Source organism: Acinetobacter sp. SFB (genome assembly GCF_001647545.1).
Lineage (GTDB): Bacteria > Pseudomonadota > Gammaproteobacteria > Pseudomonadales > Moraxellaceae > Acinetobacter.
In genome coordinates this window covers 17,112-30,691 of record NZ_LSZH01000011.1, presented here as the reverse complement: position 1 = coordinate 30,691, position 13,580 = coordinate 17,112, and the positions used below count along the sequence as shown (strand labels likewise).

Sequence of the window (13,580 nt, the reverse complement as noted above, 5' to 3'; positions counted from 1 at the left end):
ATTGATTTAAATAGGCCGTCCAGTACGGTCTATTTTTATTTGGGTGAATTGAAAATTAGAAAAATTATCGTATGATGAATAAAAATTCAAACAAATCCTTATTGCAGACTATTATGATGCCAAAACAGATATACAAAGTTTTATTTGCAACGCTATTCAGTAGTTATCTGCTGACAGGATGTCAAATTGTAAGTGTTAAAAATCAAGCCATCAATGTCACCATCGCCAATGAACGAGAAAGCATACTGACCCGCAACAAATTGAGTGAAGCGAGTTTAAACGTGCTTTCAATGACGGGCCGTGAAGCGAAAATCTGCTCTGATGAACCCGAACAATGCGTCAAAGAACTACAACAAATCCCCCAAGTTCAAGACGAACAATTATTGTCTACAGCCAGTGAAGTTTATTTAGCCAAAGCCTTAACATTTGAAAATTCAAGTGATTGTAAAGTCGGAATATTGAGTAGCAGCAAGTCACAAGAAAAACAGCAGCTCCAGCAAGTAACTTATGATAAATGTTTGGATCAACAACTTTATATGCTGGATAAAAGTATTCGTTACAGTTATGCCTACATGTTTAAAACGAAACGTGGCCCCCAAGACCGCATTTTTGATAACAGACAGGTTCAAATTCGTGACTTCTACAACTTGGCCCTGGCTAAATTGGTGTCTGCTTATGGCTTACGTCACAAACCTACGGAAGTCGAACAACGGATTAAAGTGGGTGACAGCATCTACAGTATTAACTTTGATCATTATCCGCAACTTAAAGAACAGAAAATTGAGCAACTGCTTTCAAGTTATAACCTGAATTTTTCAGGATTACGTTCGATTAACCGCCGTGATGGTTTTGGTTCAGAATTTGTCGTGGTTTTACCACAAGTTAAGGATGATATCGGCAAGGGTAAAAATAAATACATTATCGACCCGATGAATTTTAGCTACAAAAATGGCATCAATCCGAATATTCATCAAGCGCGCTATTTGGCAGCCACTCTTACCGCTCAGCCGAAAGTTGCGACAACCATTGAGGATATTTTAAATAACTCAGAGTTTGAATTAAAAGCTTTTGATCCATACAAGTATGAAAAAGTTGATCTGGCAGGAAAAACCTATCCGCTTGCTGCTAACTTTTCGACTCCCTATGGTTTATGGCTGGCACAAAATAATCTGGGTAAAGCCGCCTATTTGACCCTGATTAATCGTGATGATCATCTCACCATGCCGCATTTATATATGCTCGAACCTTATAACCCGAATAAAAAAGTCATTGTTTTGGTGCATGGTCTAGCGAGTAGTCCTGAAGCATGGATTCGACTGACCAATGACATGATGGGTGACACGGTACTGCGTGAGAATTTTCAAGTCTGGCAAGTGTTTTATTCAACCAATATGCCAATTATTGAAAGCCGCTTTCAAATCTATGCCCTGCTTAGCCAAGCTTTTGCACAAATTGATTCCAAAGCACCCGCCAAAAAAGATGCCGTGGTGATTGGACATAGCATGGGCGGTATTATTGCCCGCCTGTTGGTGAGTGATGCAGATGTGACCAAAAAAGCTTTGGGCATGATGAACAATCGCCAATTGAATAAATATCAAAAATTACCGATCGTCTCACAACGCCTCGTAATTAAAGATATTCCTAATTTCAGTCGTGCGATATTTCTGGCCACCCCGCATAAAGGAACTGATTATGCCGATCGCTGGTTTACCAAGGCAGCACGTAAAATTATTCGTCTACCGGGTGCATTCCTGTCTGCCCTCAGTGACAGTGTACAAACCCAGGATCTTGACGTTAAAGAACTCTTAACCCAGATTGATCATGGTCTTATTCAAAATGGTCCAAGTGACTTAAGCCATCAGTCAAAATTTATGGAACTGACCAAAGACATTAACCCACGTAAAGGTCTCGCTTTCCATTCTATTATGGGCAACATCACTGACAGTAATGATCTGAATATCATTAGCGACGATGTCGTTACCTATAAAAGTGCTCACTTAGATGGGGCAGTTTCTGAAAAGATCATTAAAGGTGGACATTCTATTCAAGAAACACCGGAAGCCATTTTAGAATTACGTCGCATATTACGTCTCCATTTGACCCAATTAGGTTTGCATAAACCTTAAGAACTAAGATTGATCAATCTCAGTCGATAATTTAGATAATGTATTGTCGACTGATTTTCTATTAAATTTAATGTGAAGATATTTTCTTAGGCTATTTCCACGCACCATTAAAATAGTTCAGATCTAGCTTATTGATCTTTACTACAGCTATATTCTCGTCTTACCCTCTTCATAGAAAAATAAAAAACCGTTCCTCATTTTTACCTATTTATTGCAAAGCATTTTTCTCTACTCTTGCAAATTTGCTAAGATAAGACACTCGCATGAAGTGAAGTTTTTTATGTACAGGATTTGCCAGAAAATCAAAAAATATAAGCAGAATGTGTTACTGGAAAATTAACTTATCTTCATGCAAAAAATTGAAATTGGTGAGGCAGCCAAGTTTTTAGTGATCTAGATTTATTCAAATATTTAAGGATTTTACCTCAATGAGTTACCCGGAAATCATGGCTGATTTTTCCAATTTAACGCCAATGATGCAACAGTACATGAACGTCAAAATGCAGCATCCACATTCACTCATGTTTTACCGTATGGGTGATTTTTATGAACTGTTTTTTGATGATGCGCATAAAGCAGCAAAATTACTGGGTATTACCTTAACCCATCGTGGCAAAGCCAATGGCGAACCGATCCCGATGGCGGGCGTACCCTACCATGCAGCTGAAGGTTATTTGGCACGTTTGGTCAAGAAGGGCGAAACCGTGGTCATCTGCGAACAGCTGGGTGAAGGCGAGAGCGCAGGCACTCGCGGCAAGGCACCTATGGAACGCGGTGTGGTTCGAATTATTACGCCTGGCACACTGACCGATGATGCGCTGCTTAACAGTCATCAATCGTCAAATTTAGTCGCACTTTGCATACAACAGAATCAAATTGGTATTGCGCTGTTAGATTTAAGTGCCGGTATTTTCAAGGTTCAACAACAAGAATTTCAACACGAGCAACTGGCGATTGAGCTTTCTCGCTTAATGCCAAGCGAAATTCTGGTAGATGAAGATATTGTTGATCCCAATATTATTGAACAAATCAAAAAACAATTGGAGTGCCCTGTCACCAAGCGTCCAAATGTCGATTTCAATGTCAATAATGCGCAAAAAACCTTATGTGACCAGTTAGCCGTTTCGACACTGTCAGGTTTCGGTATTGATCATTTGCCACTGGCAAAAGCCTCTGCAGCCGCACTGATTCACTATGCCAAAGAAACCCAAAAAACAGCTTTACCGCATATCCGTTCCATTCAACTGGAACAAAGCAGTGACTTTATTGCCTTAGATCCAGTCACGCGTCGCAATTTAGAATTAGTTGAACCCTTGTTTGATCATGGCACATCCCTATTCCAGCTGATCAATGACTGTCAAACGGCTATGGGTGGACGTTTACTCAGCCGTACCTTAATGCAGCCGCTGCGTGATACCAAATTACTCGATGCCCGGCTTGATGCAACTGCAGCGATGCTTAATAGCTATCATGAATCACCGATTCGCTTGGTATTGAAAGACATCAGTGATATTGAACGCGTGCTGAGCCGAATTGCTTTAGGCAGCGCGCGTCCACGTGATTTAGTCCAACTGCGCCAAGCCTGTGCGCAAATTCCTTTATTACGCCATGCCATTCAGCCCATTACTCAAGCCCAGCAATCCACCTTAATTCAACAGTTAGATAATGAATTGGGTGATTTTAAAGGGCTATACCAACGCCTGATGTCTGCCATTGTTGAACATCCTCCAGTATTACTTCGTGATGGCAATGTCATTGCAGAAGGTTTTGACAGTGAACTGGATGAACTGCGTAAAATTCGTGATCATGCCGGCCAGTTCCTGATCGATCTGGAAATCCAAGAACGTAAAAATACCGGGGTTTCAACCCTGAAAATTGGTTATAACCGTGTTAGTGGCTACTACATTGAACTGACTCGCGCGCAAGCTGAGCAGGCACCAGATCACTACATTCGTCGCCAGACCTTAAAAAATGCAGAGCGCTATATCACGCCAGAACTCAAGTCTTTTGAAGATAAAGTACTGTCCAGTGAATCACGTGCACTGGCGCGTGAAAAAATGCTGTTTGAAATGCTGCTGAATGAATTACGTCAAGATATCGGCAATTTACAAATGATGAGCAGTGCGATTGCACAGATTGACATGCTGGCCAATTTTGCTCATCAGGCGCGTTTACGCAACTGGGCGCGTCCAGAATTTAGCCCTGAAATTGGGGTAAAAATTATAGCTGGCCGCCACCCTGTGGTTGAAGCCTTGAGTAAAACAGCTTTTACTCCAAACGATACTACGCTAGATTTTAACCACCGCATGGTCATTGTGACAGGACCAAATATGGGCGGTAAATCGACCTTTATGCGTCAAACCGCATTGATCAGTTTATTGGCCTATTGTGGATGCTATGTCCCTGCCAAATCCGCAGTACTGGGTCCAATTGATCGGGTCTTTACCCGTATTGGTTCAGCGGATGACTTATCCACCGGTAAATCGACCTTTATGGTGGAGATGACGGAAACTTCACAAATTCTGCATCATGCCACCAACCAGTCTTTGGTACTGATGGATGAAGTCGGACGTGGTACCAGCACCTATGATGGCTTGTCTTTGGCCTGGGCTTGTGTAATTGACTTAAGCAAACGGATTAAATGCCTATGCTTATTTGCGACCCATTATTTTGAACTCACGGAACTCGGCAAAGAATCTGGCATCGATAACTACCATGTCACCGCCAAAGAATTAAATGGCAATTTAATTTTGTTGCACAAGGTTCAGCATGGGCCAGCCAGTCAAAGTCATGGTCTGCAAGTGGCAAAGTTAGCCGGTATTCCTGCCAGCGTGATTAAAGAGGCCCAAAATCGTTTAAAAATTTTAGAGAAACAGCAACACCATCAACTGAATAAAGCGGTGCAAAATGATTTATTCAGTGTGGTAGATGAATCATCCATTGAAGTGATTGAACGTATTGTTGAAGTCGAAAAAGATGTACCTGCGCTGAATCTTTTAAGAGCTTTAGATGTGGATAGTCTTTCACCACGAGAAGCACTCCAACAAATTTATGCTTTAAAAGATGCGTTAGAAGCTTAATTTGAAATCATCATGAATAAGAAAAAGACTTCTAAATAGGAGTCTTTTTCATTTAAAAGCCCTATTTAAGCAAATATTCAATTTTTATCAAATTAACAGCCCTATATATAACAAATATCAATAAAAGCAATTGTTAGTTACATGCTTTTTTGCCTAGAATACAGCAAGAGTAATTAGAACCATATTTTTTAGGTAGCTGTCGCCATGACCTTTGTTGTCACTGAAAATTGTATTAAATGTAAATACCAAGACTGCGTAGAAGTTTGTCCAGTAGATTGTTTCTACGAAGGTCCAAATTTCCTCGTCATCAACCCTGATGAATGTATTGACTGCGCACTCTGCGAACCTGAATGTCCTGCGAATGCTATTTTCTCGGAAGATGAGTTACCGGAAGGTCAAGAAGTCTTTATTGAACTTAATACTGAACTTTCACAAAAATGGCCGAACATCACCCAAATTGGTGATCAACCTGCTGATCGTGAAGAATGGAATGGTAAAGCTGACAAGTTGCAATACTTGGAAAAGTAATCCTGTTCTCAGACCTCGAAAAAAGATCAGTCATTGCTGATCTTTTTTTATACCTAAAATACACATTTGATTGCAATATTTCCAAATTTCATCCATCAATTTAGACTAAAATAGTACAGGTATTTATAAATATTTGATTTCTATAATGAAGCATTTTCTAAAGGGATTAATCGGGTTCGGTTTAATCCCACTTGTCATGATTGGATGTACTACATCTCCTCAGAAACAAGGACGTACCACCACGACTCCCGATGGAAAAAGAATCTTCATTCCCCAAGAACGTATCATCATTGAACGCCCTGTTCCGCCTAAAACAGTTCCATATGCTTATAATGCTTGGGCAGCTACAGGCGATAATTTACGACGCGTGCGCGAATATGAAGTGTTTCTTGAACGTAATGGCGTAGGCAATATCATTCCCAGTTTTGAACTCATGCGTACAGCTCGTGATTGGCAAAAATGTGCTCGTTCACAATACATGATTCCAAACCGTGAGTTGTGGGACAACCAAATTCCGACTTTGCGTGTATTTAAATATTTGGTTGCAGCCAAAGTTCTCACAGATTTTGAAGTCACTTCAGTTTACCGTGATTTACCACTGAATCAGTGTGCCGGCGGGGCAAACTCCTCTCGTCATTTATTTAACTCTGCCATCGATTTCCGTATTGGACCCGCTTATCCTCAAGCGGAAGATTATGCCTACATCGAAAATTCAAAATTCAAATTATGCCAATTCTGGGCGCAGCATGGTCAAAGCCTGAATATGGGACTAGGACTGTATGCTTCAGGTCAAATCCATATTGATACCCAAGGTTATCGCACCTGGGGACCTGATTTATCCCGTAATAGCTCAATGTGCAATTACTAATACAACCAATTTAGTTTCAAAAGAGATCTTCATGATCTCTTTTTTATTGCCTTATCATGAATAAATTTAAACGATAAATTGCACTCTGAATAGAAAGGTTTAAAATGCTTGCATCGCAAAAAAGGTGACGAAACTATGCAACAAATGTGGACAGAGATTGATGCTTACATCGATTCACATTTAATTCCAGAAGACCCTATTCTTCTACAGGCTTTAAAAAACACAGAAGAAAAAGGTTTTCCAGATCACCTTGCCGTAGCACCCAATCAAGGCATGCTGCTGCAAATGCTCATTCAGATGAACAAGTGCAAACGTGTACTTGAACTGGGTACTTTTGCAGCCTACAGCACCATGTGGCTAGCGCGCGCACTGCCTGAAGATGGTTATATCTTAACCATTGAAGGCCGAGATACGCACGCTGCATTGGCTCAGGAAAATATCCACAATGCCAAACTTCCACAAACGATTGACCTGAAAGTGGGACGTGCAGCTGAAGTATTAAAAGCACTGCCTGCTGACTTCGAAGCTTTCGATTTCATCTTTATTGATGCCAATAAACAGAGTTATCCTGAATATTTAGAATTAAGCCTAGACTTGTCTCATTCAGGGACCATTATCGTGCTTGATAATGTCATTCGTGCGGGTGATATCATCAATCCTGAAAATCACAAACCCAGTATTGAAGGTATCCGAGAGATGTTTGTCGCTTTACAAAACCATCCCCGAATATTGTCTTGTACCGCCTTACAAACTGTAGGCAGCAAGGGTCATGATGGCTTTGCATTGGCTATAGTGAAATAATTTGACACAAAGATCAAAAAACAATCGCACTGTTTTTTTATTTATTTATTAGCAATTTACACAGACTGTCCATATAGTTATCCACAAGTTATGCGGATAACTATGACTAATTTTTAATCATACTTTATAAGCAGCACTTTTGCTTATTTTACCACCAGTAACGGTACAGTTGAATTTCGGAAAATAGTCGTTGCCACACTGCCCAAAAAGAACTGGTGAATTTTACTGTGACTAAATGCACCAAGTACTATCAGTTGTATCTCATGTTCACTCTGATATTCAAGTATATTTTCAGAAACATCACCATAACGATATTCCATGACCACATCAAGACCTGCATTACGTAAGTATTGTGCCGGTTCATTTAATATTTCTGGATGATCGCCGACATAGAGCACATGACATTGTAATAATCTTAACAAATCACTTTGTGCAATTCGTTTCATCAAATTGACGCAGGTGGGTGAATATTCATAGGCAAAAATAAATCGCGTCGGTGGCTTAAAGTTCTCCCCCACGGTCATTACGGTACAATTCACCCCGCGAATAAAGTTTTCAACATTACTGCCAATGGGTTTATTCCGCTCTGCAGAGCGCTCTCCAACTCGACCAATAATCGCAATATCGTCATCTCTGAGCACATTAAAACTTTGTTCTAAAAAATCGCCTTTTTCTTGTAGATGTGAGGCAGTTAAACCATATTTTTGCTGAATCATTTCGCTAATATGATCGAGTAAATTATTACTATAATTCAGTGCCAATTCACTTTGTTTCTGTTCAAGTTCAGCCAGTTCTTTAAGTAACATTGCATTACTTTCAAAGCCGATTACCCCACTTATTTCCCCCAAGTGATAACTGGCGGGATAATAATCTAAAACCTGTAATAACACCAATTCACGTTGGGTCTCCTTCGCAACCCAGGCAGCAGCTTCAGCAACTGCATTTACGCATGGAGAAGAATCAATACAAGCGATTACACGTTTCATTTTTCGCCTCGCTTTTCGCCATCAAAGGCTTTAAGTCTATTTGTTATTTTTAACTTAGCATAACTCTTATAGACTGTGCATGCTTTTATGTAATTAAACTTACTCGTTAATTCATATTAATTTTATTGAATTTTTTAATTTCTATAACGAATAAACGTTGCAGGATTACCAGCTACGATAGTCGCTCTTTCCACATTTTTTGTGACCATGCTATTCATTCCAACCACCGCATGCGATCCAATAGTTATGCCATCCTTTACACCAACATGAGCGCCCAGCCAGACATCTTGCCCAATTTCTATACCCTGTGAACGGACTGGTTGTTGATAAATTGGCTGCTCTAACTCTATGCCATGGTCAAAGGCATACAAATGACAATATGCAGCGATGCGGACTTGATCATGTAGCTTGATCCCTTTTCGTCCACCATCAAGAATGCAGTGATGGTTAATCGCAACTTCATTGCCTATTTCTAATGGCCCATGCAAAGTACAGTCTGCCGCAATAAATGTATCATCCCCAATCACAATTTTACGACCCGGCTCGGCAAAAATATGTGCCAGCGGTGAAATAAAACAGTTTTCCCCAATCTCAACCGTTTCCATTTGCATTAAATAGGCTTGATATTCTTTTTGCCATGTTTCAGCCCAAGCCCGGTTTTTCGGTTTTAATGACCAATATAACCACGGCATATAGTTCAAACGGTGCTTATGCTGTTCACGATATTTTAACAGTAGATCTTGTTCAGTCATTGTTTGGTTCTTCTACAATTTTGAGGTGTTCACGACCGCGCGTCACATCCTGAATTTTTAATGCCAGAGTTTCTATTTGATGGATTTGTAGTAAAGCTTCGACCTGAACTCCCATTGCGGTATAGTCTGCTTTAAATTCAACTTGCTGTTGATCAAGTTCGTATTGAAAGATCGACCATTCATTAAACTGGCAGGCAAAACTGACTTTTTTCTTTTCAATCAGCTCAATTTTTTCAGCCAGCAATAAACACTGTCCTGCACAGCCACCATAAGCGCGAATCAAGCCGCCTGTTCCGAGTTTGATCCCACCATACCAGCGATTGACCAGAACCAGAATATTGGTTAATTCATTGCCTTCAATAGTGGCTAGAATAGGTCTTCCTGCAGTTCCAGATGGCTCTCCATCATCATTAAACCGAACATTGTGCCCAATTTTCCATGCCCAGCATTGATGTGTGGTACTGAGATCCTTATGAGTCTCCAAAAAATCCTTGACCGCCTGTTCATTTTCGACAGGCACAGCAATGGCTTGAAAGCGACTTTTTTTGATGTCTTCTTCGAAAGTAACGGGCGAGGCAATGGTAAAAGGCATAAATCTGACAATAAAAAAATCAATATAAAATTATAACGTGTTTTAAAACCTCTGTAGCCAACTTAGATCAGCATTTGAGTTGTAACATCATCTTCTAATAAGAATAGATACAGTATGCTCCAGTATTAGGAGCATAAAGTGCTTAGAAAAATACACAAGTTCAAGTATTAATCTAATCACTTTATGATTAAGTGAGGTAAATATATTTCCTTGTGTAACTAAGCTGCAAGAATGCTTCATTCATCAAAAATAAAGTCTAAAACTATAATAGTGGAAGCATAACACGGGGCTTAGCAAACAGAATTATTGAGACAGTCATTTATTAACTTACTTTCTATATCGAATAAATAATTTTAATCCTGTTATTTACCAGAAAAGATTAATTATTTATATATAAATTAAAATTATTATATAAATAATTAATCTATTAAAAACTCTAGTTACTTTGATTAATATAAATTAAACATACCTATAAAATAAACTGATGTTTTTAATCTCTTAATGTTTTATTTAGTTAAAATAATTTAATATTTGTTGATTTATGTAATAAATTGCATCTAATTTTACACCTCCATAACCTACCATTTTTTGTGACATCTAACACATTATAGTCAATTTACCAAACTATGCATCACAAAGTACACCCTATACTATTTAAGGGATTAAAAAATTAATTGTTTTAAATTCATTTAATTATAATTTTGTAGTTTTTAATTAATAATTTGTTAGAAATTTAAAACTATTTATAAGCTCTCTTTTCTCGATTCCCAATCTTAAATTTTAATGTTATTTAAATTTGATTAATTTTTAGAAATAAATAACTTATAAAAGGCGGGAGATTCGATATGGCTACAATTAAAATACTGTCTGTGAAAAATGGAGAAGTTATTCAGAATATTGATAATAATATTGTGAAACTAACACAAAATTCAGTTATTCAGATCAGTGCTGATATTGATGAAGTAACAAAAATTACTCGTCAAGGGAATTCTGCTGTTATTCGCCTCAAAAATGGCGAAAGCATTATTATTGAAAACTATTTCGACTATCCGGAGAATGCTAATCGAATTGTTTTTGAGAACGAAGGAAAATTATACTGGGCAGAGTTTACTGATCAGAATGGCGAAATGCTGGACACTATAATTTATCATCCACTCACAGAAGGTACTGTCGAAAGCGCAAATATGGCTGCCGGAATTCTACCGTGGTTGGGTGGAGCTTTAGCGATTGGGGCTATAGCTGCTGCTGCAGGTTCAGGAGGTTCTTCTGGTGGTGATTCCGGTTCGGGAAGTCAAGACACTACCCCACCAAAATTAACCGATATAATTGTTAATGAAAATGGTCAGCTCGAATTAAGCTTTAATGAGAATGTAAATGGTTCAAATCCCCGTCCTGAGGATTTTACTGTAATCGTGGATGGAGAAGAAATTCCAGTTACTAACATTATCGTGGAGGGCGATAAGATTACATTGGTTACTGAACCAGAAATTCGCGATGGTCAAGAAGTAACTGTTGATTATCAAGATAGTACGCCTAGTAATGATCAAGGTATCAAAGATTCAGACGGTAATATACTGGAGGATTTCGATTCTGCTGAAGTAGGCGGTGTAAAAAATCCAGATACGACATCTCCTACACTGATCGATGCTGAAGTCAATGAGAACGGCAATATTGAACTCAGTTTTAATGAAGCCCTGGATGCAGACAATCTGCCGCCTGCAGGCAGTCTGGTGGTGACGGTCGGTACGGCCCCTGACCAGACTGCGGTCAATGTGATCGATATTATTGCAGATGGAAATACCCTAACCCTGATCACGGATCCGGTGATCAGCGCAGGTCAGAACGTCAATGTGGTCTATACCGACCCAAGTGCTGAAAACGATCTCGATGCCATTCAGGATACTGCCGGTAATGATGCAGCAGGCTTTAATACCGCTGACCTGCCGAATGGTGTGGTGAATAATCCGGAACTACCATTGAGTTTAGCCAATGATGAGATTTCTGCCTTACTCGTTAACAAGACTATTGATACAGCTACACCACTTGCGACAATAGATGAACAAGATTTGATTAATGTTCTTCCTGGAGATTCAAGAATAGCAGTAATGAATTTCACTATTGATAGTGGTACGGAAGATGTTGTGATTGCTGTACAGCAAGATAATTTAGTGGACTTAGCTAGTGCTTTTACTTTCGTAGTGCGAAATACGACGACTGGTGAAGAATTTCAGGTGGCAGCAGCAGATACAAGTCAAGGAGGATTAGTTGCTGGTGCACTAGGATTAGAATTATTAGGGGGAGTTGCAGATGCTCAAGGGCTGAGATTGGACATTAGTGACTTGCCTGCAGGGAATTATGAAGTTTCTATTCATGGTGACTCTTCACAACTGGCAGATATTTTAACAAGTATAGATTTAGCAAATTTAGGTAATAATACAGTCAATGAGGTGGTAGCGGATACGGTATTAGGAGCACTAGAAACATTCCTAACGGGTCCAGACATCGATCCTCGTGGGCTATTAGAGCAATTAGAATTAGGCGAGCTGCTTAGACTTGCCGAAAACTCTCCAGTTCTAACTCCTTTAGTAAATACGCTTACGGCTATTTTAAATAATCCAGTTCTTTCCTCTATTACAGGAGATTTATTAGACAGTAGTGTTGCTGAAATCCTTTCTGGTGGTGCAGGTGGCGTACTGGGCTTGATACTTGAAATTCCTGTTGTAGGAAATATCTTAGCAGGGACATTAAATGTAGCAGTAAATGATCTGATTGGTGGAATTTTAGATGGTGTAGATGGTACAGGCCAAGCATTATTCGATAATTTAGTAGAACCATTAGTTAGCGATATCTTGTTAGATACTGTACTCGAAGGTTCTGGCCTGGAAACGGGGCTGAATACCTTGTTAGGTTCAATAAATACTTTACTCAATACTCTGGGATTAGGTAACGTTTTACCAACTGTCGATGGATTATTGGATCTTGTGGCTCAAGAAATTTTGAGTAATCCATTAACTATATTAGGTGGAACGACCGCCGAAGTATATGTTGTGAATGGAGAAACGTACCGTGCAACAGGAAATATTCAGGAAAGCTCAGAAGATGGTACTCAAGCCGATAACTGGGGTGATGGTGTATTAACTGCAGTAAATGGCGTGCCAGTAACTTTCAATTCAACTGATGCAGATGGTAAGTTCACTCTTATTCAGGGGAGCTATGGAGTCCTTAAACTCTATGATGATGGTAACTTTATTTATAATTCTGATAGTTTAAATGGACAAGGAACTCCAATCAGTGAGGTATTTAGCTATACCGTAACGCGCAATGCTGGACAGATGAATGAGGAAACAGCTTCAGCAGACTTGACTATCAACATTGATACTGTAAATCAAATCATTAACTATGCCGATGACCCAACAGATAACCTGTTACAAGGCGGTGCAGGTAATGACATTCTGACAGGTGGTGCTGGAGCAGATACTGCAATCTATTATTTACTGGATAATACTGATGCGACTGGTGGCAATGGTACAGATACTTGGACTGACTTTAATGCTGCTGAAGGTGACATGATTGATGTTTCAGCTTTACTGAGTGATCAGACTGTAAATGCATCGAATCTTGGCAATTATATAACACTCGAACAGCGTGGCCACGATACGGTAGTAACGATCGATCGTGATGGTTCGGTAACGGACATAAGCTATGCGCCAACAGAGCTAATTATTTTGCAAAATACAAACAGTGCAAGTTTAGTCCTTGATGATTTGATTAAATATAATCAAATTTGACTAGCCAGATAAGAAAATTTTTTTCGAAATATTTTCTTATAAAATCCAATAGTAAAGAT

The 13,580-nt window shown here is 39.3% G+C and carries 9 protein-coding genes; 6 read left to right on the top strand and 3 right to left on the bottom strand.

Annotated elements, in window-relative coordinates; all coding sequences use genetic code 11:
• The first annotated feature begins 113 nt into the window (after positions 1 to 113).
• The 5 genes from AY606_RS04650 to AY606_RS04630 all read left to right on the top strand — a co-directional run bounded on the left by AY606_RS04650 (position 114) and on the right by AY606_RS04630 (position 7,403).
• Positions 114 to 2,126: an esterase/lipase family protein gene (locus AY606_RS04650; RefSeq protein WP_502692108.1), complete on the top strand. Its 2,013-nt coding sequence runs from the start codon at positions 114 to 116 to the stop codon at positions 2,124 to 2,126.
• 428 nt (positions 2,127 to 2,554) lie between these two features.
• Entirely contained in the window at positions 2,555 to 5,206 is a 2,652-nt protein-coding gene (gene mutS / locus AY606_RS04645; RefSeq protein ID WP_067865471.1) for a DNA mismatch repair protein MutS, read from the top strand.
• 204 nt (positions 5,207 to 5,410) lie between these two features.
• A complete protein-coding gene (gene fdxA, locus AY606_RS04640; protein ID WP_004651686.1) occupies positions 5,411 to 5,734 on the top strand; it encodes a ferredoxin FdxA in 324 nt (107 codons plus the stop codon).
• Positions 5,735 to 5,879: 145 nt separating this feature from the next.
• Complete coding sequence (locus AY606_RS04635; RefSeq protein WP_067865469.1) at positions 5,880 to 6,602, top strand: D-Ala-D-Ala carboxypeptidase family metallohydrolase; 723 nt, start codon at positions 5,880 to 5,882, stop codon at positions 6,600 to 6,602.
• Positions 6,603 to 6,737: 135 nt separating this feature from the next.
• Positions 6,738 to 7,403, top strand: coding sequence for an O-methyltransferase (locus AY606_RS04630; RefSeq protein ID WP_067865466.1), 666 nt, complete (start codon positions 6,738 to 6,740; stop codon positions 7,401 to 7,403).
• A gap of 143 nt (positions 7,404 to 7,546) precedes the next feature.
• Here AY606_RS04630 and AY606_RS04625 read toward each other — a convergent pair whose 3' ends face one another.
• The 3 genes from AY606_RS04625 to AY606_RS04615 all read right to left on the bottom strand — a co-directional run bounded on the left by AY606_RS04625 (position 7,547) and on the right by AY606_RS04615 (position 9,733).
• The gene (locus AY606_RS04625) at positions 7,547 to 8,389 is read right to left on the bottom strand and encodes a universal stress protein (protein WP_067865463.1); all 843 of its coding nucleotides are present in this window, start codon (positions 8,387 to 8,389) and stop codon (positions 7,547 to 7,549) included.
• Between the two features lie 134 nt (positions 8,390 to 8,523).
• Positions 8,524 to 9,141, bottom strand: coding sequence for an acyltransferase (locus tag AY606_RS04620; protein ID WP_067865459.1), 618 nt, complete (start codon positions 9,139 to 9,141; stop codon positions 8,524 to 8,526).
• Positions 9,134 to 9,733, bottom strand: a complete 600-nt coding sequence (locus tag AY606_RS04615) for an IMPACT family protein (RefSeq protein WP_067865457.1) — start codon at positions 9,731 to 9,733, stop codon at positions 9,134 to 9,136. The genes AY606_RS04620 and AY606_RS04615 overlap by 8 nt, the downstream gene beginning before the upstream one ends.
• 845 nt (positions 9,734 to 10,578) lie before the next feature.
• Between AY606_RS04615 and AY606_RS04610 the strand changes: the two genes are divergently transcribed.
• The gene (locus AY606_RS04610; RefSeq protein ID WP_067865454.1) at positions 10,579 to 13,521 is read left to right on the top strand and encodes a BapA/Bap/LapF family prefix-like domain-containing protein; all 2,943 of its coding nucleotides are present in this window, start codon (positions 10,579 to 10,581) and stop codon (positions 13,519 to 13,521) included.
• The last annotated feature ends 59 nt before the right edge of the window (positions 13,522 to 13,580 follow it).

Coding starts and splice junctions, on each gene's coding strand:
- AY606_RS04650 (WP_502692108.1), top strand. CDS start 114: ATGATGCCAAAACAGATATACAAAGTTTTATTTGCAACGCTATTCAGT.
- mutS (WP_067865471.1), top strand. CDS start 2,555: ATGAGTTACCCGGAAATCATGGCTGATTTTTCCAATTTAACGCCAATG.
- fdxA (WP_004651686.1), top strand. CDS start 5,411: ATGACCTTTGTTGTCACTGAAAATTGTATTAAATGTAAATACCAAGAC.
- AY606_RS04635 (WP_067865469.1), top strand. CDS start 5,880: ATGAAGCATTTTCTAAAGGGATTAATCGGGTTCGGTTTAATCCCACTT.
- AY606_RS04630 (WP_067865466.1), top strand. CDS start 6,738: ATGCAACAAATGTGGACAGAGATTGATGCTTACATCGATTCACATTTA.
- AY606_RS04625 (WP_067865463.1), bottom strand. CDS start 8,389: ATGAAACGTGTAATCGCTTGTATTGATTCTTCTCCATGCGTAAATGCA.
- AY606_RS04620 (WP_067865459.1), bottom strand. CDS start 9,141: ATGACTGAACAAGATCTACTGTTAAAATATCGTGAACAGCATAAGCAC.
- AY606_RS04615 (WP_067865457.1), bottom strand. CDS start 9,733: ATGCCTTTTACCATTGCCTCGCCCGTTACTTTCGAAGAAGACATCAAA.
- AY606_RS04610 (WP_067865454.1), top strand. CDS start 10,579: ATGGCTACAATTAAAATACTGTCTGTGAAAAATGGAGAAGTTATTCAG.